At 73.4% G+C, this 20405-nt stretch carries 22 protein-coding genes; 14 read left to right on the forward strand and 8 right to left on the reverse strand.

Going from position 1 to position 20405, the window contains the following annotated elements; translation table 11 throughout:
- Positions 1-24 precede the first annotated feature (24 nt).
- From K4B79_RS20345 to K4B79_RS20360, 4 genes are all read left to right on the forward strand, one after another.
- Positions 25-708: a response regulator transcription factor gene (locus K4B79_RS20345; RefSeq protein WP_232028213.1), complete on the forward strand. Its 684-nt coding sequence runs from the start codon at positions 25-27 to the stop codon at positions 706-708.
- Positions 705-2186 (forward strand): sensor histidine kinase, encoded by a 1482-nt coding sequence (locus K4B79_RS20350; RefSeq protein WP_232028214.1) that lies wholly within the window; start codon positions 705-707, stop codon positions 2184-2186. Before K4B79_RS20345 ends, K4B79_RS20350 begins: the two co-directional genes overlap by 4 nt.
- Positions 2183-2830, forward strand: coding sequence for a hypothetical protein (locus K4B79_RS20355; protein ID WP_232028215.1), 648 nt, complete (start codon positions 2183-2185; stop codon positions 2828-2830). The genes K4B79_RS20350 and K4B79_RS20355 overlap by 4 nt, the downstream gene beginning before the upstream one ends.
- Before the next feature lie 112 nt (positions 2831-2942).
- Complete coding sequence (locus K4B79_RS20360) at positions 2943-3797, forward strand: DUF2182 domain-containing protein (RefSeq protein WP_232028216.1); 855 nt, start codon at positions 2943-2945, stop codon at positions 3795-3797.
- Between the two features lie 33 nt (positions 3798-3830).
- Here the strand turns inward: K4B79_RS20360 and K4B79_RS20365 are convergent, their stop codons facing one another.
- Positions 3831-4487 (reverse strand): DUF1326 domain-containing protein, encoded by a 657-nt coding sequence (locus tag K4B79_RS20365; protein WP_232028217.1) that lies wholly within the window; start codon positions 4485-4487, stop codon positions 3831-3833.
- Positions 4488-5070: 583 nt separating this feature from the next.
- Complete coding sequence (locus tag K4B79_RS20370) at positions 5071-5412, reverse strand: hypothetical protein (protein WP_232028218.1); 342 nt, start codon at positions 5410-5412, stop codon at positions 5071-5073.
- Between the two features lie 294 nt (positions 5413-5706).
- Here K4B79_RS20370 and K4B79_RS20375 point away from each other — a divergent pair, with 294 nt between their 5' ends.
- Genes K4B79_RS20375 through K4B79_RS20385 form a run of 3 tightly spaced genes read left to right on the forward strand, consistent with a single transcriptional unit; the run spans position 5707 to position 7634 of the window.
- Positions 5707-6693, forward strand: a complete 987-nt coding sequence (locus tag K4B79_RS20375; protein WP_232028219.1) for an acyl-CoA desaturase — start codon at positions 5707-5709, stop codon at positions 6691-6693.
- A 42-nt stretch (positions 6694-6735) separates the two neighbouring features.
- Positions 6736-7176, forward strand: a complete 441-nt coding sequence (locus K4B79_RS20380; RefSeq protein WP_232028220.1) for a DUF5994 family protein — start codon at positions 6736-6738, stop codon at positions 7174-7176.
- Positions 7146-7634, forward strand: coding sequence for a DUF5994 family protein (locus tag K4B79_RS20385; RefSeq protein WP_232028221.1), 489 nt, complete (start codon positions 7146-7148; stop codon positions 7632-7634). Before K4B79_RS20380 ends, K4B79_RS20385 begins: the two co-directional genes overlap by 31 nt.
- 20 nt (positions 7635-7654) lie before the next feature.
- Here the strand turns inward: K4B79_RS20385 and K4B79_RS20390 are convergent, their stop codons facing one another.
- The 4 genes from K4B79_RS20390 to K4B79_RS20405 all read right to left on the reverse strand — a co-directional run bounded on the left by K4B79_RS20390 (position 7655) and on the right by K4B79_RS20405 (position 10269).
- Positions 7655-8428, reverse strand: coding sequence for a GAF and ANTAR domain-containing protein (locus tag K4B79_RS20390; protein WP_232028222.1), 774 nt, complete (start codon positions 8426-8428; stop codon positions 7655-7657).
- A complete protein-coding gene (locus K4B79_RS20395; protein WP_232028223.1) occupies positions 8425-9150 on the reverse strand; it encodes an ANTAR domain-containing protein in 726 nt (241 codons plus the stop codon). Before K4B79_RS20395 ends, K4B79_RS20390 begins: the two co-directional genes overlap by 4 nt.
- A 79-nt stretch (positions 9151-9229) precedes the next feature.
- Entirely contained in the window at positions 9230-9598 is a 369-nt protein-coding gene (locus K4B79_RS20400; RefSeq protein WP_232028224.1) for an STAS domain-containing protein, read from the reverse strand.
- Between the two features lie 203 nt (positions 9599-9801).
- Positions 9802-10269, reverse strand: a complete 468-nt coding sequence (locus K4B79_RS20405) for a DUF5990 family protein (protein WP_232028225.1) — start codon at positions 10267-10269, stop codon at positions 9802-9804.
- A 499-nt stretch (positions 10270-10768) separates the two neighbouring features.
- Between K4B79_RS20405 and K4B79_RS20410 the strand changes: the two genes are divergently transcribed.
- From K4B79_RS20410 to K4B79_RS20425, 4 genes are all read left to right on the forward strand, one after another.
- The gene (locus K4B79_RS20410) at positions 10769-11359 is read left to right on the forward strand and encodes a copper chaperone PCu(A)C (RefSeq protein WP_232028226.1); all 591 of its coding nucleotides are present in this window, start codon (positions 10769-10771) and stop codon (positions 11357-11359) included.
- A 97-nt stretch (positions 11360-11456) separates the two neighbouring features.
- The gene (locus K4B79_RS20415; RefSeq protein WP_232028227.1) at positions 11457-12179 is read left to right on the forward strand and encodes a hypothetical protein; all 723 of its coding nucleotides are present in this window, start codon (positions 11457-11459) and stop codon (positions 12177-12179) included.
- Between the two features lie 152 nt (positions 12180-12331).
- Complete coding sequence (locus K4B79_RS20420; RefSeq protein WP_232028228.1) at positions 12332-13003, forward strand: sigma-70 family RNA polymerase sigma factor; 672 nt, start codon at positions 12332-12334, stop codon at positions 13001-13003.
- Between the two features lie 195 nt (positions 13004-13198).
- Entirely contained in the window at positions 13199-14782 is a 1584-nt protein-coding gene (locus K4B79_RS20425; RefSeq protein ID WP_232028229.1) for an alpha/beta fold hydrolase, read from the forward strand.
- Positions 14783-14810: 28 nt separating this feature from the next.
- On the opposite strand, the gene K4B79_RS20430 is transcribed toward K4B79_RS20425, so the two are convergent.
- On the reverse strand, positions 14811-15473 hold the full coding sequence (locus K4B79_RS20430) for a response regulator (RefSeq protein WP_232028230.1): 663 nt from the start codon (positions 15471-15473) through the stop codon (positions 14811-14813).
- Positions 15470-16639 (reverse strand): sensor histidine kinase, encoded by a 1170-nt coding sequence (locus tag K4B79_RS20435; RefSeq protein WP_232028231.1) that lies wholly within the window; start codon positions 16637-16639, stop codon positions 15470-15472. Before K4B79_RS20435 ends, K4B79_RS20430 begins: the two co-directional genes overlap by 4 nt.
- A 290-nt stretch (positions 16640-16929) precedes the next feature.
- On the opposite strand from K4B79_RS20435, the gene K4B79_RS20440 reads away from it, so the two are divergent.
- The 3 genes from K4B79_RS20440 (at position 16930) to K4B79_RS20450 (ending at position 20279) form a co-directional block, all read left to right on the forward strand.
- Entirely contained in the window at positions 16930-17592 is a 663-nt protein-coding gene (locus tag K4B79_RS20440) for a hypothetical protein (protein WP_232028232.1), read from the forward strand.
- A 135-nt stretch (positions 17593-17727) separates the two neighbouring features.
- Positions 17728-17964, forward strand: coding sequence for a hypothetical protein (locus tag K4B79_RS20445; protein ID WP_232028233.1), 237 nt, complete (start codon positions 17728-17730; stop codon positions 17962-17964).
- Entirely contained in the window at positions 17964-20279 is a 2316-nt protein-coding gene (locus K4B79_RS20450) for a heavy metal translocating P-type ATPase (protein ID WP_232028234.1), read from the forward strand. The genes K4B79_RS20445 and K4B79_RS20450 overlap by 1 nt, the downstream gene beginning before the upstream one ends.
- The last annotated feature ends 126 nt before the right edge of the window (positions 20280-20405 follow it).

Here is a 20405-nt window from a genome sequence, read left to right on the forward strand (position 1 = left end):
ACCATCACCGAGGGAGAACCGCCGATGCCCCGCGTGCTCCTCATCGAGGACGACCCCGCCGTACGCGAAGGGGTCGAGCTCGGTCTGCGCCGCCGCGGCCACGAGGTACGGGCGGCCGCGACCGGCGAGGCCGGCCTCGCGGCGATGGCCGGGTTCCGCCCCGACCTGCTCCTGCTGGACCTGATGCTGCCCGGCATGAACGGCGTCCAGGTCTGCCGCCAGGTCCGCGAGCACAGCCAGCTGCCGATCATCATGCTCACCGCGCGCGGCGACGACTTCGACGTGGTCATCGGTCTGGAGGCCGGCGCCGACGACTACATCGTCAAGCCCGCCCGCCCCGAGGTGATCGAGGCCCGCATCCGTGCCGTACTGCGCCGCCTGGACGACAGCGGCCCGGGCCGCCCGGCCATCGAGGTCTACGGCGACCTCACCGTCGACCGGGTCGGACTGACCGTCACCAAGGCCGGCCGGCCGCTCGCGCTGGCGCCCTCGGAGCTCAAGCTCCTGCTGCACCTGTGCGCCGCCCCCGAGCAGGTGTTCAGCAGGCAGCAGCTGCTGGAGCACGTCTGGGAGCACAGCTACCACGCCGACGCCCGACTGGTCGACGCGTGTGTCGCCCGGCTGCGCGGCAAGATCGAGGACGAGGCCGGCACGCCCCGCTACGTCCAGACGCTGCGGGGCTTCGGCTACCGTTTCGGTCCGCTGTGACCACCGGCCGTGGGCCCGGCCGCTCACGGGTCAGGGTGTTCGGACTGCGCACCCGGCTGCTGCTCGCCTTCCTGCTGGTCGCCGCCGTCAGCGCCGGCACCACGGCCGCGCTGACCTACCGCGAGGCCCGCAACGCGGTCCTGCAGACCGCCCAGGACACGGCGGTCACCTCCTTCCGCGACCATGTGCAGCAGACGGCCTTCGCCCTGCCCGTGCAGGGGGGAGAGGACCTGGAGGCGGTCCTGCGGGACATCGCCCGCAAGGGCAAGCCGCACCCCTGGGTGGTGTTCGCCGAGTACGGTTCGGTCCGCGCCTCCTCGGGCCAGAACCCCGTCTCCACCGTCATCACCCCCGAACTGCGGCGCGCCGCGCGGGCCAACCCCCACGGCGGCTTCGAGCGGGTCGTCAAGGACGGCGTCCCCTACCTGACCATCGCCATGCCCACCGTCTTCAAGACCGGCCCGGACAGCCTGCTGCCCAGCGGACTCGTCCTCTACGCCGTCATGCGGATGACCGACGAACAGGTCAACGTCGACGCCCTCCTCGTGGCCGCCCGGGACGGCGCCCTGCCCGGCCTCGCCGTCGCGCTGATCCCCGGCCTGCTCGCCGCGGGCAGCGTGCTGCGCCCGGTGCGGAAGCTGAGCCAGGCCGCCCACAACATGGGCAGCGGCCGGCTCGACACCCGGATCCCGGTGCGCGGCCGCGACGAACTGGCGGACCTGGCCCGCACCTTCAACGAGTCAGCGGGCGAACTGGAGCGATCCGTACGGGAGTTGCGCGAGGCCGAGGAACGCGCCCGCCGTTTCGCCTCCGACGTCTCGCACGAACTGCGCACCCCCCTGGCCGGCATGCTCGCCGTCACCGAGGTCCTCGACGAGGACGCCGACCACCTGGACCCCGACATCGCCCGGGCGGTCCGGCTGGTCAGCGCCGAGACCGGAAAGCTCGCCGTGCTCGTCGAGGACCTGATGGAGATCTCCCGCTTCGACGCCCGCGCGGCCGAGCTGAACGCCGACGAGGTCGACGTCGCCGAGGCCATCCGCAAGACCCTCCACAACCGGCACTGGACCGACGGCCGGGTCCGCACCGACCTCCCCGACGGCATCCGCGCCCGGCTCGACCCGCGCCGCTTCGACATCGTCGTCGCCAACCTCGTGGGCAACGCCCTGCGGCACGGCAGCGCGCCCGTCATGGTCCGCCTGCGCACGGGGACCCGCCCCGACGGCCCGCCCGTGCTGATCACCGAGGTCACGGACAGCGGTCCCGGCATCCGCCCGGAGTCCCTCCCGCACATCTTCGACCGCTTCTACAAGGCCGACGCGGCCCGCACCCGCTCGACCGGCAGCGGCCTCGGACTGGCGATCACCCGGGAGAACGTGAAGCTGCACGGCGGCACGATCCGCGCGGGGAACCCGCCCGAGGGCGGTGCCGTCTTCACCGTCGAGATACCGCTCCACGCGGAGGAGGCCGGGGGATGAGGCGTGCGCGGACGCGCCGGCGTGCGGCGGCGCTCGCCGTCGCCGTGGTGGCGGCCGTACCGCTGCTGGGCGGCTGCGGCATCCAGGAGACCGACGTCATCGAGGCGGGCGGCCCCGCCTCCTTCCAGGCGTTCTTCAACCGCGACTCCGACATGCTGCTCTTCTTCCGGGCGCCCGACGGAGGGCTGAGCCCCGTGATCCGGACGACCGAGCCCTCGTTCGGGTTCGGCGCGGGATCCGAGGAGTCGGGCTCCGCGGGCCAGAACACGGGCGACCAGAACACCGGCGACCAGAACACCGGCGGCCAGAACACCGGTGACACGGCCGGCCCGATACCGACCGAGAAGGTCGTCGCGGCGCTGCTCAACGGCCCGAGCGACGCGGACCGGACCGCCGGCCTGAGCACCGCCCTCCCCGTCACCCGCCCCGGCCGCGCCGTCGAGATCGAGTCCGCCTCGGCAGACCGCATCACCACCCGCCTGCCCCTCGCCCTGGACGGCCTGGACAGCACCGCCCTGCGCCAGCTCACCTGCACGATCGCCTACAGCCATGCCGCCGACGGCCAGGTCGTCGTACGGCTGACGGGACAGGACGGGGCGTCGCGGTCCGGCACCTGCGGGCTCGCCCCCGGCGGGCTCGGATGACCGGGCCCCCGCCCCCACGACCCCGACCGCGACCTTGGCCCCGACCGCGCACGCGGGTCGCGTCGCGGAGGAATGCGTGCTGTGCTGGAAGCAGCCGCAGGAGTGCATGCCGATGCGTCACAGCCGGACATCCGCCTTCGCCTCCGCCCGGTCGCCCGCGCCGACCGGAGCGGGCGGCGGCCTGCTGCCGGCCCGGGATCTCGCGGCCGCCTGGATCCTCGTCGTACTGATCGCGGTGCCCGCCTGGGTGCTGACGATCGGGCAGGCCCGGGACATGGGGGTCGAGCCGGGCACGATGGGGATGGCGCTGCCGCTGTTCCTGCTGCTGTGGGTGACGATGACGGCCGCCATGATGCTGCCGTCCATGGCGCCGGTGGCGATCACCTGGGCGCGCGGGATCGGCCGGCGGTCCTCCGGCTGGACGCGGACCGTGCGGACCGTGGAGTTCGTGGGCGGCTATCTGCTGGTGTGGACCGCCTTCGGACTGCTCGCCTACGCGGCGCTGGCCCTCACCGGCGGCCTGGTGGACGACCGTCCGGCCGCCGCACGCTGGATCGGCGCGGCGTCCTTCCTGCTCGCCGGCCTGTATCAGCTCGGCCCGCTCAAGTACGTCTGTCTGCGGCACTGCCGCGACCCCATGAGCCACCTGGTGCGCTACGCCGGGTTCCGGCCCCCGGCCCGCGACCTGCGGGTGGGCGTCCACCACGGCGCCTACTGCGTCGGCTGCTGCGCGGGACTGATGGTCGTCCTCCTGCCGCTCGGCGTGATGAACCTGGCGGCGATGGCCGGACTGGCCGTGGTGATCTTCGTGGAGAAGCTGTGGTCCCGCGGCCCGCTGCTCGGCCGGGTCGTGGGCATCGTCTTCCTCGTCCTGGCCGTGCTCGCGCCGTTCCAGGACTGGCTGCTGCCGGGGCTGGAGGGCGCGATGCCGTCGATGGACGACATGGATGACATGGGCGACATGTGACGGGCCCCGGCGCGCCCCTCTCTCCGGCCCGCTCTACTCCGGACCGCTCCAGTCGAACGGGAAGTGCTTGCTCGACTTCCCCGAGCGTTCCCAGGAGAAGCCGAACGCCTCGGCGCGGTCGGTGGTGGCCCGCCCCCAGGTGGCGACCTGGCCGGGTCCGACCTCGGCGCCCGGGGCGTTGTGGACCTGGACGCGCGCGCCGTCCGCGGTCGTCGGGCCGGTGAGTGCCTCGGCGACGGCCGTGACCCTGCCGGGAATCTCGGCCCGCCAGGTGCCGAGATCCTCGTCGACCTCCACATGGATGGGCGCGAAGTCCATGCCCCGCATCTCGGGGTGGAACATCTCCCCGAACCGCGCCGGCCAGCCGCCCGCCTCACCGCCGAAGATGGCGCCGAGAGCGCCTCGCTGCCGCTCGTCGGCACGCTCGTCGAGGAAGACCGCGGCGTAGGCGTCGCTGTGCTCGCCGGCCCAGACGTTGCCGACGAAGGAGCCGAGCATCAGGACGTTGAGACCGTCGAGCCGCACGTCGCCGAAGCCGCCCTCCCGGATGTGCCAGACCAGCACGCCCTCGCAGTCGCCGTAGGTCGGGGGCTGCGCGAACGTGCAGGGGCACGGAATGGCGCACTTGCACACGTCGAACCAATCACCGGTCAGGTGCCAGCGCGTACCGGTGGTGACCTGTTCCGTCATCTCGCTTCCCTCCTGCCGGGCCCGGAAGGGCCACTCGGAGTGGCGAGACCGCGTGTCCCGAGTCCGCGCCCGGGATGACGAGGCGGCCTCCCCTCCAGCTTGCACCCCACGTCCCGCCAGCGGAACCCCGTCCGTCGCGGCACATGGCCGTCGGCGCCGAGCGGGCTGTTCCAGGGGTTCTCACCCGGGGTGGGCGCACGTAGGCTTGCGGGCGTTCGGCCTCCCGCGGACCGTCGCGGGAACGCACACCGTTCGGCAGCGCTCGACCCTCGGTCCTCAGCGCCGCTCGTGCCCCGTGACCCCGGGCAAGGACCGATGCGCGGCCCTCCGCGGAGCGGCCCCTCCTCGTGGCCCACGTCCGCCGACCTCTGTGTCCACCTCGTCCTGCTTCCCCTTGTCGTGAGACCGGTGCGGTGGCCTCCCGCACACCGTCACACGGTCCGATGCGGGGCACCCGGCTCCCGTATCGCGCGCCCGAGAAGGGGGAAGCGGCCGCGCGGGGAGCCCCGACGGCCGCCGTCCGGCTCGGACGGCGGCCGTCCGCGGCCCGCGCCCGGTTATGTGCGCAGCAGGCGCTGCCCGGCTATGTGCGCAGCAGCCGCTGGGTGATCTCCCGGTACTGCCGCAGCGCGAGCCGGAGTTCGGTGGAGTCCGTCTCGGGGTCCCGGTCCTGCCAGCCCTCGCGGAGGGCCCGTCGCTGTTCCGCGAGGGCCTCCATGAGCTGGGCGGCGGCGTCCTCCAAGGCGCTCTCCGCCTCCTCCAAGGCCTCGCGCGGAGTGGCCGCGAAGGTGTTGACGGCGTGTCCGAGACGCCGGACGATCTCGTCCCGCTCCTGCGCGGGGAGCAGCGGCTCGGGGCCCGAGATACGGCCGGCCCGGCCCGAGGGCTGGTCCGCGGGCTGTTGGGCGCGTGTCTGGTCGTACATCGTCGTGTGTACCGCTTCCGTCGGGTCGGTGCACCGCCTGCGCCGTGCTGCCAGTCAACGTCCGGCGACGGTCGGTGTCAACGCGGGGCCGGTGGGGACGCACGCCGCCGGACGGCACCGATCGGCCGGATCCGGGCGTTTGGGTGCACAAGGGGAGTACCGTGGGAGACGAGGGTGGTCTCGTGCCCGGCCGACATCTCGCCCCCGGCCCGCCTCCACCCCCTTAGGGCAGCCCGTGACCCCGGCCGCACCCCCCGTCCCAGCGGCCGTCGCCGAGGTCAAGGAGCCCCCTCCATGTCACCCGACTCCACCCTGTCCACCGCAACCGCCGCCCCTCCCCAGGGGTACGACGGCACGTCCCCCTTCCCGGCGGACGGCCCGGCACCCCCGCGCGACGGCGGGGAGCGCCTGTACGTGGCCGTGACGGCGGCGATCGTCGTCCTGCCGTTCGTGGCCCTCGGTCTGCTGGGGTGGCTGCTGTGGGGGAGGCTCATCCATCCCGCCGACATCGTGCTGGCCCTCGTCCTCTACACGGTCACCGGTCTCGGTGTCACGGTCGGCTTCCACCGCGGCCTCACGCACGGCGGTTACCGTGCGGTCCGTCCCGTGCGGATCGCGCTCGCGGTGGCGGGTTCGATGAGTTTCCAGGGCGATGTCATCGGCTGGGTCGCCACCCACCGCCGCCACCACGCCTTCACCGACCGGCCGGGCGATCCGCACTCCCCGTACCGCTACGGCACGCATCTGCGCGGCCAGTTGCGCGGTCTGCTGCACGCGCACGTCGGCTGGCTGTTCCGCAACGACCGTACGCCCGCCGAGCGTTACGCCCCCGACCTGCTCGCGGACCGCGACATCCGCGCCGTGTCCCGTGCCTTCCCGCTGCTGTGTCTCGTGACCCTCGCCCTGCCGTTCGGGGCGGGCTGGGCCATCGGCGGCAGCTGGGTGTACGGCCTGACCGCCCTGCTGTGGGCGGGACTCGTCCGCATTGCGCTGCTCCATCACGTCACCTGGAGCGTCAACTCCCTGTGCCATCTGATCGGTGAGCGCCCCTTCCGCACCCGGCGTCACGACCGGGCCACCAACCTGTGGCCGCTGGCCCTGCTCTCCTTCGGCGAGAGCTGGCACAACCTGCACCACGCCGATCCCACCAGTGCCCGGCACGGTGTCGACCGCGGCCAGATCGACCCGTCGGCCGCCGTCATCCGTCTCCTCGAACGCCTCGGCTGGGTGCACGACGTGCGCTGGCCGACGGCGGAACGGGTCGCGTCCCGGCGCGCCTGACGTCAACCACTCACCATCTTCCCGTAGTTGGCAGGAGACCCCATGGCGACCACACTGCGACCCCCGCTTCCCTCCCACCCCGTCCTGCGCCTGCGTCTGGCGGCCCGCGGCGGTCTGCCCCGGCCGGTCGACGGAGCGTGGTGGCCGCGCTCCTACGACCTGCTCGTGGAACTGCCCCGGCTGCTCGCCGGGTTGCCGCGCGCCTGGGGTCAGGTCACGAGTGTCACGGTCAACGGGACGGTGTGGTCCGCGGTGCCCGGCCGGATGCTCGTCTCCAACCAGGTCGTACGGCTGCGCGGGAACCTGGCGGCGTCCGCCGCGCACACCGTTGTCCTGCTGGCGCCCGGCCGGGGGCGCTGGGACCTGCTGGTGGTGCCTCCGGACACGGCCGAGGAGGCCGCGGAACCGCTCATGGCGGCCGCGGCGGGCGACCTCGGGGGAGGTGAGCGGGCATGGACACCGGATCCGGTTCCCCGAGGGTGATCCGGCTGCTGCCGGACACCGTCCACCAGGCCCTGAGGCCCGGGACGGCGATCGTACGGCTGGAGACGACCCCCGACCGCGGGGGCGTTCTGGACGGGGCGTGGTGGCCGCGCTCCCGCGACATCGCCGCCGAGCTTCCCGTCCTGGTCGCCGCGCTCACCGAGCACCTCGGGCCGATCACGCGCGTGGGCCTGGACACCGTCGCCTGGGACGCGCTGCCCACGCGCCTGGTCGTGGACGACCGGGTCGTCCACGTGGACTCCTTCCCGGTCGGCGACGACACCGTCCTCGTCACCCGGGGCGAGGCGGACCACTTCTCCCTCCTCGTGATCCCGCCGCACGCGACGCCCGAGGCGGCACACGCCGCGATGGCCGAGGCCGTCCGCGCAGACAACGTCACCGGGGCCGCGCAGATCCTCATCGAGACCGGCACCGCCCGGGGGGCGCCGGAGACGTGACGCCGCAGACGGGACGCCGGTCAGCCGTGGTGGTCCCGGGGCGGGGCCGGTGCCGGGGCCGGGATGGTCCTGGTGTCGAAGTCGCCGGTGATGATCCGCGTGGCGAGTTCCGACAGCCGCAGGTGGCGGGCGCGGGCGTACGCCCGGAACGTCTCGAAGGCGTCGTCGACGGAGGTGTTCCAGCGTTCCGCCAGGACGCCCTTGACCTGTTCGACCAGGATGCGGCTGGTGAGCGCGTTCTCCAGCTGGCTGTTCTCGACGTGCGACTGCTCCAGCGTGCGCTGCTGGAGGATCGTGATGGTGGCCACGTCGGCGAGGGCCTGGGCGAGCGCGATGTCGTCGTCGCCGAGCCGGCGTGCCGTGGTCTGGAAGAGGTTGAGCGCACCGACGACGCGGCTGCGCAGGCGCAACGGGATGGCGTGGGTGACGACGTACCCCGTCTCGCGGGCTCGTGCGGCGAACCCCGGCCAGCTCGCGGTCGGCTCCGGAGCCGTCAGATCGATGTTGGTCCGGGCGGTGCCGCTGCGGTAGCACTCGACGCAGGGGCCCTGGTCGTGCTGGAGGGCGAAGAGTTCCAGCAGCCGGGCGTGCTCGTCGGAGGCGGCGATGACCTGGAGTTCACCGTGCGCGTCCGCGAGCAGGATCCCGGCCGCCGACACGCCGAGCAGTTCGACGCACCGCGTCGACAGGCGTTGCAGCAGGTCGATGACGTCGAAGTCCTCGACGAGGGAGTCCGCCACCTCCACGAAGATCTCGGCCAGACGTCGTTCGCGTTCGCGGGCCATGCCGATCATCCCTTTCCACGGTCGGGCGAAGTCGGCCCGCTCATATCGTCTTCGAATCGGAGCCTGCGGGCCACCACGTCCTGCGCCACCTCGCCGAGGGGGCGATCGCTGGCGTAGGAGTGGGCACGCAGACGCAGGAGGGCGACCTCCATCGTGACGCCCAGTTGGACACTGACCATTCCGGTGGCCTGGTGCACGGCGGCGCGGTGCAGGGACGAGGCCTGGACGACCATGCCGGGATCGGGATGCTCGCCGTCCCCCTGCCGACTCCGCCCGCCGTCCAGGAATGCCGCGGTCAGCGCGGCCGCCAGGGCGCCGGCGTCGGCGTACTGCTGCTCGTTCGGCAGCCGGCCCGGGTCGCACAGCACGGTCAGTACGCCGACGCGGATGGCCCCGATGCCCAGCGGGAAGCAGCACACCCCGTTGACCCCCAGCTCGCGCGCGGCCGGCAGCAGCGTGGGCCACCGCTCGGGCCGGACCCGGTCCAGGTCCGGTTCCAGCACGGGGGAGCCGGTGGTGAGTGCTTCGGGTCCCGGCCCCTCGCCCAGCGTGAACTGGAGTTCCTCGAACCGGGCGCTCAACTCGGGCTGGCACCACACCGGTTCGGCCGTCAGGCGGTCCGGGCCCGCGAGCAGCGACAGCGCGACGCCCTCGGCGTCCAGCGCCCGCACGGACGCCCGTGCGGGGCCGCCCACACCATGCAGGCGCAGCGACCGCAGAACCTCGGCCATCCCCTCGCTGATCACCCTGCTCCGTTCCGCCGCGGCTCGGGCTCCGAGGGGCGGGGGGCCGCCCGGACACCGCCGTACACTACGTGGCCCGGGCCGTGATCGCACGGCCGGCGGGTACGTCCCGCCAGGCGTCCCGGACCGTGGCGTACCGGGGGAAACGCTCCAGCAGACCGACGGCCCCGAAGACCATCTCGGGCCCCGGCCGGGTGTGGACGACACGCATCCAGCCTCCCCGCCGACGGCAGTCGTGCCAGGCCGCGCAGAACGGGACCAGGACACTGCTGTCCATGAACGTCGCGCCGCGCAGGTCGACTATCAGGAACAGCGGACCGGTGCCGTGGCGGGCGGCCTCCAGTTCACGCGTGAGGGCCGGCGTGGTCGTCAGGTCGAGCTCACCGCGGGCCCGGACCACGCGGCACTCGTCGTACAGGTCGGGATGCGGGCCCATGCGCCCCATCTCCTCCGTCACCGAGGTGACTTTCGGTCGTGTGCGCAGTGCCTCTGTTGCGCGGAACGCCACTTCACGGAGAGGGCCGGGGGCTCGGGCAGCCGTACGGCCACGGTACTGCGGAGTCCGTGCCCGCCGGGCACTAAGCGGCAATCCGGTTCCCCGCCAGGACGGCACGGCGATCCGGGCGCTGTTGTCGGTGTCTAGTCGGCGACCGCCGCGGTCCAGGTGATGTGCGGGGGCTCGACGCGGGCGCACAGGGGGCCGCCCTGCGCGTCGGTGAGGCCGAGGCGTCCGACCAGGAGCCCGTCGCGGGCGGCGGCGGCGAGGACGTCGGCGGGGACGACGTCGAGCAGGAGCTTGGCGCGGCGGAACATGGTGAAGGTGCCCGAGTCGTCGACCGTGCCCCACGACAGGTAGACGAACCGCCGGCCCAGCCGGTCCTGCACGTAGGGGCCCTTGACGTCGGTGCCGGTCGGTGAGGCGCTCGCGGTGCACTCCAGGGTCCACGTCGCGGACGGCGCGTCGCCGGGGTGCGGATCGAGGAGTTCGGCCGGACGGTCGCGGCGCTGCACGGCGACATGGATGTTGTCGTACGCCGGGACCGCGCCGTCGGCCGAGGCGGGACGGGTGCGGCCGGGCAGGTCGACGGCGTCGATGCGGATGCGCATGGGGCCATCATCCCGCGCTTGGCGCGCGGGCCGGTGCGCCGGACCGCCTCAGCCGAGGTAGCCGGTGCGGGTGGTGCCGGTGACGGTGACCGTCAGGACGACGGCCTCGACGCCGGTGGCCGGAATGGCGTCGGCGCCGGCGATCTGCGGCGCTCTCAGCCGCACTCTGACCTGCGGGCACGGCCGCACGACGGTAGGTGCCGGGAACTGTCCCTCTCCGCCGTGGGCCGGCGCATCGCCACAGGACCGATCCTGGCCCGCGCCCGGCACAGTTCTTGCGACCCCTTTGGCATCGCGTGACATCGAGCGGCGTGGCGTTGCGTGGCTGGTCGGCTCCTCCTCACCCCTCACCCCTCACCCCTCACCGCGCACCCCGCGCGCCTCGCCTGTGACACGCGCCACGACGTCGTCCCGGAACCCGGCCCCCGTCCGCTCCGACTCCTGAACCGGCACGGCCCGATCCGGCCGGCACCGTACGACGCGATCTGGAGACCCGGCGATGGACCACTCCCGACAGTCCCCCTCCGGCGCGGGAGCGGACAGCACCCACAGCACTCGCGACACCCGCGGCACCCACAACACCCTCTGGCGGCCCACCCGCCGCCGCCTCACCGACACCCTGCTCGTCGCGCTCGCGCCCCTCACCGTGTGCAGCCTGGCGCTCGGCGGCCTGACCACGTGGGTCGGTACCGGGAAGGCGGGCGGTCCGGCCAGGATCGCCGTCACGAACGGGCGGGTCTTCCTGCCGTACGGCGAGACCACGGAGACCGCGGCCTTCTTCGACATCGCCAACACCGGTGACGTGGACGACCGGTTGGTCGAGGTGACGTCCTCCGGGGCCGGCGGCGACATCGCCCTCAGTCGTCACCGCATGGTCGGGAGCGGGGCCGCGTCCCGGGAAGAGGTGGCCTCGGCCGTCGTCCGTGCGGGCGGTGAGCTGTCCATGTCCCCGCAGGATCTGGACGTGACCCTGCGGGCCGGGGCGGACTGGCAGGAGGGCGACCTCGTACCGTTCACGCTGCGCTTCGAGGACAGCGAGCCGGTCAAGGTCCTGGCGGTGGTGGTGCGTCCGGGCGACACCCCCTCCTGATGTGCCTTGGATCACGTGTTGTGGGGTGAGTGGGGGCCAGGTGCAATTTCCGTACTCCCGTATGACGAGCAATGCCCGGATGCGAGGATGAGGCGCCATGACAGCAGGGTGGTGTTCTCGCGCAGTACGGGCCGCGGTGTTCGCGGCCGTCTGTGTGGTGCTCGCCGCTCTGGGCCACGTCCTGATGTCCGGGACCGCCGTGCCCGCGTGGACCCTGGCCGCCGGTGTGGCCGCGACCGGTGCCGTGGGCTGGGGCCTGGCGGGCCGTGAGCGCGGACTGCCGCTGGTCGTGACCGTCGTGGTCGCCGCGCAGACGGCACTCCACTCGGCCTTCTCCCTCGCCCAGTCGACCTCGCCCGCCCGCCCGGCGACCGGGTCGGGGAGCACCGCCTCCATGGACATGACCCCCATGGACTCCACGGCCTCCATGACGCACATGGGCCCCATGGGCATGAGCCACGTGGACCAGACCGATCACATGGGCGACATGGCTCATATGGGCAATACCGGCCACATGGGCCACATGGGGCATTCCCTGTTCGACGGCGACTCGTCGTTCGGCATGCTCGCCGCCCACCTGCTCGCCGCGCTCCTCACCGGTCTCTGGCTGGCGCACGGCGAGCGGGCCGCGTTCCGCATCCTGCGGGCCGTGGCCGGATGGCTGGCGGCGCCACTGCGGCTGCCGCTGCTCCTGCCCGCGGTCCCGGACCGCCCGCGCCCTCGCGTACGTCGTCCCCGCTCGGACCGGGCGCCGAGCCTTCGCCTTCTCGTCCACGCGATCACCTCTCGGGGTCCGCCCCTGGGGACCGCTGTCTCCTGACGACAGCCGGATTCCCGAGGTCACCCCTGTCGCGTGCCTCGGGTATCGGCCGTACCCGCGCACAGCCGCCGTACGGCCGTCTCCCCCTCACCGGACCGCCCGCGCCCTCGCGCGCCGCCGGTCCGGATCACGGATGACGAGAAGGACACCAGGTGATCACTTCTGTCCTGCCCGCCGCGCCCCGCGCGGACGAGAAGACGGCCGGGCAAACGCCCGGCTGCACCCCCGAGAAGCCGGTATCGCTCGACGACTCGATAACCGCGTGGGCCCTGGCCGCCCGTGGCGGTGACCCGGTGGCGGTCGAGCATTTCGTACGGGCCCTGCACCGCGACGTCCAGCGCTACGTCGCCCACCTCTGCGCCGACCCCCAGGCGGTGGACGACCTGGCGCAGGACACGTTCCTGCGCGCTCTCGGCAGCCTGCACCGCTTCGAGGGCCGTTCCTCCGCCCGCGCCTGGCTGCTGTCCATCGCCCGCCGGGCGGTGATCGACAGCTTCCGGTACGCCGCCGCCCGCCCGCGCCTGGCCGACGTACCCGACTGGCAGCTGGCCGTGGAGAACGCGCAGCCGCGTGACCTGCCCGGCTTCGACGACGGCGTCGTCCTGCTGGACCTGCTGGAGTCGCTGCCCGACGAGCGCCGGGAGGCCTTCGTCCTCACCCAACTGGTCGGCCTGCCCTACGCGGAGGCCGCCGTAGCCGGCGACTGCCCCATCGGCACGGTCCGCTCCCGCGTGGCCCGCGCCCGCGCGACCCTGATCGACCTGCTCACCGACCAGGCCGAGCCCACCGACCAGGACCAGCCGGTCGCACTGGCCGCGGCCTGACCCCGGCCGATCCGTCCGAGGGTGCCGCCGGGAGAACCCACCGGCGCCCTCGGCGGCACCTCGCCCGGGACATACCAACGCAGGACTCATCCGTCGAGGGGGCGTCCTCCCGCTTCCCGCTTGGGCTGTCCCCCGTTCCGAAGCACCTGCTCGCCGGAGTGATCACGCCGCGGTCCGCGCCTAGCGTCGTGTCCCATGCCGACCTTCTTACGGACGTCCGAGCCCGGCAGCCGCACGGGCCTTGCGCGCACCACGGTCGGGGCCGCCCTGTGCCTCGTCGGCGCGCTCACCCTCGCCGCGCCGCCCGCAACCGCCGAACCCGCCCGCACCACGACCACGGACCCGCTCGCCCGCTACCACCACCAGCAACTCGCCTGGAAGAGCTGCCTCCTGGGCCCCGAGGACACGACCGGCAAGGAACTCCAGCAGGCGGGCGCCCAATGCGCCGACGTCACCGTCCCGTTGAACTACGACGACCCGGACGGTCGTACGATCACCGTCGCGATCTCACGGATCAGGGCCACCGACACCGCGCACCGCGTCGGCCCGTTGCTGCTCAACGGCGGCGGCCCCGGCGGGCAGACGATCGGCGACCCGCCGTGGGTGCGCGCGGCGATGAAGCAGGTCGGCGAGCGCTACGACGTGGTGGGCGTGGACCCCCGTTTCGTCGGCCGCAGCACGCCGCTGGACTGCCAGTGGCCCACCGGTTCCCTGATCCGCGGCGCGGGCGACGACCGTGCCGGATTCGACCGTATGACGGCCTTCGCGCAAGAACTCGCCCGTCTCTGCCGTACGCACGAGGGCGATCTGCTGCCCTATGCCACCACGCGGAACACCGCGCGCGACATGGACGTCGTCCGCGCCGCGCTCGGCGAGCGCAGAATCTCCTATCTCGGCTACTCGTACGGCAGTTACCTCGGACAGGTGTACGCCACGATGTTCCCCGGCCGCACCGACCGGGTCGTGCTCGACGGCCTCGTCGACCCCGACCGCTACAGCCCGCTGCTGCTGCGCGGCACCGAGCGGGCCAACCGGCACGCCCTGGAGGGCTGGGCCGCCTGGGCCGCCGCCCGCGACACCACCTACGGCCTGGGCCGCACCCGCGGCGCCGTACTGGCGGTCGTGGACGGCGTCCAGAGGTCGGCCGGACGCGCGCCCCTGCCGATCGGCGGCCACCGGGTGGACGAACACGTCGTACCCCTCGTCCTCTTCAACGGTCTCTCCCAGGACAACGACATCGCGTACGCCGAACTCGCGCGGGCCGTGACCGACATGCGGCGTGCCGCGGGCGGCCACCCGGTCACCCCGTCGCCGGGGCTGGCCGGCACGCTCGATTTCCTGCTGAGCGGATCCGACTCCTCCTACGGCAGCGCGCAGGCGGCGATCCTGTGCGGCGACGCGGCCGCACCGCGCGACCCGGAGACGTACTGGCGCGATGTCCAACGCGCCCGCACGCGGGACCCGTTGTTCGGTCCCGTCACGCACACCATCGGACCGTGCGCGTTCTGGGACCCGCCGCGCGAACGCCCGACCACCATCCGCAACGACCTGCCGGCCCTGCTCGTCAACGCGACGGGCGACCCGCGCACCATCCACCAGAACGCGCTGGCGGTACGCCGCGACTGGCCCTCCTCCCGTCTGGTCACCCTGCGCGGCGCGGACCAGCACGCCGTGTACGGCGTCTTCGGCAGCTCGTGCGTCGACACCACCGTCAACACCTACCTCGCCACCGGTCGCCCGCCGGCCGAGGACGTCACCTGCGACCGGCTCTCCGGATGACCGCATGACCGCATGACCGCGCGGGGCTTCACAGCAGGCCGAGGTCCCGGGCACGGAGCGCCGCCTGGGTGCGGTCGCGCAGGCCGAGGCGGCTGAGGATCCGGGAGACGTGGTTCTTGACCGTGCCCTCGCTGAGGTACAGCCGCGCGGCGATCTCCCGGTTGGTGTGCCCGTGCGACACCAGCCGCAGGATGTCCGTCTCGCGCGGGCTGAGGGAGACGGCGGGGGCCTCGTCGGCCGCTGCGGGACGGGGCAGGAAGGCGGTCAGACGGCGGGCTACGGACGAGTCGATCTGGGTGACGCCCGCGTGGGCCAGGCGGACCGCGTGGGCGAGTTCCTCCGCCGGCAGATCCTTCAGGAGATAGCCGTGCGCGCCGGCCCGCAGCGCCTGCACGACGTACTCCTCGTCGTCGAAGGTCGTCAGCATCACGACCCGGCACCCGGGCGCCCGCTCGCACAGGACGGCGACCGCCTCGACACCGTCCATCCCCGGCATCCGGACATCCATCAGTACGACGTCCGGTCCCGTCTCCAGGGTCTTCGCCACGGCGTCCCGGCCGTCCACGGCGGTGCCGACGACCTCGATGCCCGGCCGGATGGACAGCAGGGAGGCGATGCCGTCCCGGATGAGCCGCTGATCGTCCACGACCAGCACTCGCACGGGCTCCTGGTCATTGATGTCACCGCTCATGTCACCGCCTCCCCGGCCACCGGGGACGTCGGCCTCGTCCCGCGCGGGACCGTCACCGTCACCCGGGTGCCGGCGCCCGGGCCGCTGTCGACGTCGACGCTCCCCGCCACCAGATGTACCCGCTCCCGCATGCCGAGCAGCCCGAACCCGGCGGCGTCCACGTCCGGCGCGAAGCCGCGGCCGTCGTCCGTCACCTCCAGCCGTGCGGTGTCCCCGGCCAGCCGGGCCACCACCGTCACCCGTGAGGCCCCCGCATGGCGGCGCGCGTTGGTCACGGCCTCCTGCGCGGCCCGGTACAGCGCGGTCAGCTCGGCCACGCCGTAGCCGTCCTCGTCGCCGCTCACCTCGACGGTGACCCGCGGCCGTGCCGCACCGTCCTGCGCCAGCGCGGCGAGCGCCGCCGACAGCGTGGGGCGCGTCGCCTCGTCCCGCAGGGCGCGCACCGACTGCCGTACGTCGCCCAGCGCGAGCCGTACCGAGCGCCGCGCCTCGTCCAGTGCCCGCCGGGCCGCGTCGGGATCCAGGCTCTGGAAGTCCGCGGCCATCTCCAACTGCACGGACATCGCGGTGAGATGGTGACCGAGGCTGTCATGGATGTCCCGCGCCAGCCGGTTGCGCTCGGTGGCGGCGGACAGTTCGGCGACCCGCGCGGCATACGCCTCCACCTCGAGCCGTGCGCGCTGCTCGCCGACACCCACCGCCGCCATCGCGATCGCCAGCACCAGCCCGACGCAGAGCATCAACAGGTCGGCCACGTACTCCTGTTCGCGGTACCAGCCGGGCGCGGTCAGCAGATACCCGGTGAGCAACCCGGCCAGACACAGCGCGGCCAGCGCCAGCGCGGCGGTACGGCCGAAGGCGAAGTAGGCGGTGAACGGCACCAGCACGAACAGCACTTGGGACAGCCCCGAGGCGTCCAGCAGCACCACCGCTCCGATCAGGGCGCAGCGGGCCAGCAGCAGCGGCACCCGGACGGCGGGCCGCCGACGCCCGACCGCCTCCAGCGCGAACAGCGCGCCGATCGCGGCGACGAAGCCGGCCATCCGCCAGGCCGTGGGCCCGGGGCCGTCGTCCAGGTCGGCCGCCGCGGAGTACGGACCACCCGTCAGTACGACGCCGTACAGCAACGGCGCCACCCATCGCACGGGCACATACGCCGCCACCATGCGCACCCCCTCACCCGGTGCGGTCAGGTTAAGCCGACCACGTCCGCGAAGGGCACCGGCGAGCACAACCCAGCCGGATCGAGCCCGTCGGCACGTGCCGAACGGTCAGGCGGCGCCCGTAGGACCGTGACTTCCGGCCGTCGACGCACGACGTCCGTCACCTCCCGCCGCCGACCGGCCGACTCCTACGGTGGCGACCCGGACCTGCGGTCCGGACCGGCAGTTGGAGGCCCCCGCGAGCGCCAACGGCCCGTGCAATCACCGACCTTTCGAGCAACCGGAGTGGCCCCATGTCCTCATCCGTCACCTCATCGACCCTTCGCGCCGACGTCATCTCGTCGACGTTTCGCGCCGGCGCCCTCTGCGGCGTGCTGGCCGGCCTGCTGATCGTCCTGCCCAGCCTGGTCGAGGCGTTCACCGGAGAGACCTCGGCGACCAGCGTCCCGCTCGCCCTGGCTCCCGCGTTCGCGCTGCCGCTGATCACCGCGCTGCACCAGCGTCAGGGCCCGGCGACCGGGCGCCTCGGGACGAGCGCCGTCACCGTCAACCTCGTCGGCCTCGGCCTGTTCGGGAGTGCCGCGTTCGCGTCGAACCTGGTGCTCTTCTACCTGGACGAGGACCTCATCGACGAGACCCTGACCGGCGGCCCCACCGTCCCCGTGCTCCTTGGTTCCGCGGCCGTCTTCGCCGTGGGCTGCGCCCTGTTCGGCGCCGCCATGATCCGCGCCCGCGTCTTCCCGAGGGTCCCGTCGTGGGGGTACGCCGTGGTCCTGCCGCCCTTCGCGTTCCTGACCGGGCTGCCCGAGTCCCCGTTCACCAGCGCGCTGCACGTCCTCGTCGGCGTCATCCTGATCTGGCTCTCCACCGCACTGTGGCGCACGGCCCCGGCCACGGAACGCACCACGGGGCACGCCACGGAGAACACCACGGACCCGAACCGGGTCTCGACCTGACGGGCTGTGACGTACCCCACTGGGGCGCACGGAACTCGCTCCTGGCGTGACCCGACTCCTCATACGGTACGGCCGTAGGGGATCCCGGCGTGATCCCCGCCCCGGAGCCGTCCGACCGAGGTCAGGAGGCCGGTGATGGAAGAACCCCAGCAGTCCTCCACGGAAGCGGGGTTCGCGCTGCGGAGACTGGTGCCGCCGCCCGCCCTCTGCGGGTTCCTCCTGCTGCTCGCCCTGATCTTCACGGGGGCGTACGCCGTCGGAGCCGCCGTCGGCCCCGTCGCGCCCGACATGCAGCGCTCCGGAACGAGCGACGACGGCACCGGGGGCACGGGCGGCGGCGGCATGGACATGAAGCACGGGAGCGGCGGCTGATGACCACGAAGCCGACCACCACGGAGGCCCCGACCGCCACCGTGGTGACCACCGACCTGACCGTCGGCGGGATGACCTGCGCGGCCTGCGTGCGGCGGGTGGAGAAGAAGCTCGCGAAGCTGGAGGGCGTGACCGCGACGGTCAACCTGGCCACCGGGAGCGCCCGGGTGAGCCATCCGCCGCACGTCAGCCCCGACGAACTCATGGCGACGGTCGAGCAGGCCGGCTACACGGCCGCCCTGCCCGAGCCCCCGAAGCCGCGGCGCGAGGAGGGTCCGGGCGGGGAGGACCCGGCCGGGGAGTCCGACGGCACCCGGCAGGAGCTCGAACGGCTGGTGCTCACGGCGCTGCTCGCGGTGCCGGTGCTCGTGCTGTCCATGGTGCCCGACCTGCAGTTCCGTGCCTGGCAGTGGCTGTGCTTCATGCTGGCCGCACCGGTCGCGGTGTGGAGCGCGTGGCCGTTCCACGTGCGGGCACTGCGCGGACTGCGGCACTCGACGGCGACCATGGACACCCTGGTCTCGCTGGGCGTGGCGGCGTCCTTCGCCTGGTCGGTGTACGCGCTCTTCTTCGGCGGCGCGGGCGTGCTGGGCATGACGATGCCGTTCAGCCTGCTGCCCGAGGCCTCGGCCGGCACGGCGCACGTCTACCTCGAAGTGGCCGTCGTCGTACCGCTGTTCGTGCTCACCGGACGGTTCCTGGAAGCGCGGGCCAGGAACGGCACCGGGGCGGCCCTGCGGTCGCTGGCCCAACTCGCCGCGAAGGAGGTGGCGATACGCGATGACGGGGCCGAACGGCTGATCCCCGTCGAGGAGTTGAAGGTCGGACAGGTCTTCGTCGTCCGCCCCGGCGAGCGCGTCGCCACCGACGGTGTGGTGGCGGAGGGCACCTCCGCCGTGGACCTCTCCCTGGTCACCGGGGAGAGCGAGCCGGTCGAGACCGGGCCGGGTGCGGCCGTGGTCGGCGGAGCGGTCAACGTCGGCGGACTGCTGCTCGTACGGGCCACCGCGGTCGGTGCGGACACCCAGCTCGCCCGCATCACCCGGCTGGTGACCGAGGCACAGGCGGGCAAGGCGCGGGCGCAGCGGCTGGCGGACGCGGTGGCCGGGGTGTTCGTACCGGTGGTGCTGGCGCTCGCCGTGACCGTCCTGGGGTTCTGGCTGGGCGCCGGGGCCGATCCGCAGGCCGCGATCACCGTGTGCGTGGCCGTCCTGGTGGTGGCGTGCCCGTGCGCCCTGGGGCTGGCCACGCCGACCGCGCTGATGGCCGCCACCGGACGCGGTGCCCAACTCGGTGTCCTGGTCCGGGGCCCGCAGGCCCTGGAGGGGTTGCAGCACATCGACACGGTCGTACTCGACAAGACCGGCACCCTCACCTCCGGCCGTATGACCGTCGCCCGGGTCACCACCGTGCCGGACGGGCTCGGACGCGAGGCGGTGCTGCGGCTGGCCGGTGCGGTGGAGCAGGGCTCGGAGCACCCGCTGGGCCGGGCGATCGTCGCGTACGCCATGGGGGTGCCCCCGCACGAGCGGGTCCGAGCGTCGGGCAGCGAACCGCCGGGGCCGGGCACCCTGCCGGTGGTGACCGACTTCGCCGCCACCCCGGGGCGCGGCGTGCGCGGCCGGGTCGAGGGGCGGCTCGTCGAAGTCCTCGCGCCGGACGACGAGGTGCCCGCCGCCCTCACCGACGCGCTGCGCGCGGCGGAGTCCGGCGTCCACACCCCCGTCCTGGTCCGGGTCGACGGGGTCGCCGAGGCCCTGATCGAGGTCGGAGACGTCGTACGTCCCGGCAGTTACCGGGCCGTGGACCGGCTGCGGCGCCTCGGTGTGCGCCCGGTGCTCGCCACCGGCGACCGGGAGGCACCGGCGCGGGCGGTCGCCGCCGTGCTCGGCATCGAGGAGGTGCACGCCCGCTGCACCCCCGAGGACAAGGCCGCTCTCGTACGGGAGTTGAGGGAACAGGGCTACCGGGTCGCGGTCGTCGGCGACGGCGTCAACGACGCCGCCGCACTCGCCGGAGCCGACCTCGGCATCGCCATGGGCGGTGGCACGGACGCGGCGATCGGGGCCGCCGACGTGACCCTCGTACGCGGTGACATCGAGGCCCTCGGCGACGCGGTCCGGCTCGCCCGGCGCACCCTGGGCACGATCCGCGTCAACCTCGCCTGGGCGTTCGGCTACAACGCGGTGACCGTGCCGCTCGCCATGGTCGGACTGCTCAACCCTATGCTCGCCGCGGCGGCCATGTCCGTGAGCTCCCTGCTGGTGGTCGGCAACAGCCTGCGTCTACGGGCCTGGCAGCCGTCGCGACCATAGGGAGGAAACACTCTGATCGTGAGATCGGTGTCTCACCGGTGAATGCGTCGGATATTCGGGAGTACGGCGGCGGAGAATTCCCAATCCGCGTACTCCACCGACTCCACCGAACTGTCGACGCGATGC

Source organism: Streptomyces lincolnensis, from assembly GCF_021173675.1.
GTDB classification, from domain to species: Bacteria; Actinomycetota; Actinomycetes; order Streptomycetales; family Streptomycetaceae; genus Streptomyces; species Streptomyces lincolnensis_B.

What these genes read in the sequence shown, in the direction of transcription:
- K4B79_RS20355 (WP_232028215.1), top strand. Translation starts at nt 2,183, where the DNA reads ATGAGGCGTGCGCGGACGCGCCGGCGTGCGGCGGCGCTCGCCGTCGCC.
- K4B79_RS20445 (WP_232028233.1), top strand. Translation starts at nt 17,728, where the DNA reads ATGGAAGAACCCCAGCAGTCCTCCACGGAAGCGGGGTTCGCGCTGCGG.
- K4B79_RS20430 (WP_232028230.1), bottom strand. Translation starts at nt 15,473, where the DNA reads ATGAGCGGTGACATCAATGACCAGGAGCCCGTGCGAGTGCTGGTCGTG.
- K4B79_RS20390 (WP_232028222.1), bottom strand. Translation starts at nt 8,428, where the DNA reads ATGATCGGCATGGCCCGCGAACGCGAACGACGTCTGGCCGAGATCTTC.
- K4B79_RS20395 (WP_232028223.1), bottom strand. Translation starts at nt 9,150, where the DNA reads ATGGCCGAGGTTCTGCGGTCGCTGCGCCTGCATGGTGTGGGCGGCCCC.
- K4B79_RS20435 (WP_232028231.1), bottom strand. Translation starts at nt 16,639, where the DNA reads ATGGTGGCGGCGTATGTGCCCGTGCGATGGGTGGCGCCGTTGCTGTAC.
- K4B79_RS20440 (WP_232028232.1), top strand. Translation starts at nt 16,930, where the DNA reads ATGTCCTCATCCGTCACCTCATCGACCCTTCGCGCCGACGTCATCTCG.
- K4B79_RS20365 (WP_232028217.1), bottom strand. Translation starts at nt 4,487, where the DNA reads ATGACGGAACAGGTCACCACCGGTACGCGCTGGCACCTGACCGGTGAT.
- K4B79_RS20370 (WP_232028218.1), bottom strand. Translation starts at nt 5,412, where the DNA reads ATGTACGACCAGACACGCGCCCAACAGCCCGCGGACCAGCCCTCGGGC.
- K4B79_RS20385 (WP_232028221.1), top strand. Translation starts at nt 7,146, where the DNA reads ATGGACACCGGATCCGGTTCCCCGAGGGTGATCCGGCTGCTGCCGGAC.
- K4B79_RS20410 (WP_232028226.1), top strand. Translation starts at nt 10,769, where the DNA reads ATGGACCACTCCCGACAGTCCCCCTCCGGCGCGGGAGCGGACAGCACC.
- K4B79_RS20425 (WP_232028229.1), top strand. Translation starts at nt 13,199, where the DNA reads ATGCCGACCTTCTTACGGACGTCCGAGCCCGGCAGCCGCACGGGCCTT.
- K4B79_RS20360 (WP_232028216.1), top strand. Translation starts at nt 2,943, where the DNA reads ATGCGTCACAGCCGGACATCCGCCTTCGCCTCCGCCCGGTCGCCCGCG.
- K4B79_RS20405 (WP_232028225.1), bottom strand. Translation starts at nt 10,269, where the DNA reads ATGCGCATCCGCATCGACGCCGTCGACCTGCCCGGCCGCACCCGTCCC.
- K4B79_RS20345 (WP_232028213.1), top strand. Translation starts at nt 25, where the DNA reads ATGCCCCGCGTGCTCCTCATCGAGGACGACCCCGCCGTACGCGAAGGG.
- K4B79_RS20400 (WP_232028224.1), bottom strand. Translation starts at nt 9,598, where the DNA reads ATGGGCCCGCATCCCGACCTGTACGACGAGTGCCGCGTGGTCCGGGCC.
- K4B79_RS20450 (WP_232028234.1), top strand. Translation starts at nt 17,964, where the DNA reads ATGACCACGAAGCCGACCACCACGGAGGCCCCGACCGCCACCGTGGTG.
- K4B79_RS20375 (WP_232028219.1), top strand. Translation starts at nt 5,707, where the DNA reads ATGTCACCCGACTCCACCCTGTCCACCGCAACCGCCGCCCCTCCCCAG.
- K4B79_RS20380 (WP_232028220.1), top strand. Translation starts at nt 6,736, where the DNA reads ATGGCGACCACACTGCGACCCCCGCTTCCCTCCCACCCCGTCCTGCGC.
- K4B79_RS20415 (WP_232028227.1), top strand. Translation starts at nt 11,457, where the DNA reads ATGACAGCAGGGTGGTGTTCTCGCGCAGTACGGGCCGCGGTGTTCGCG.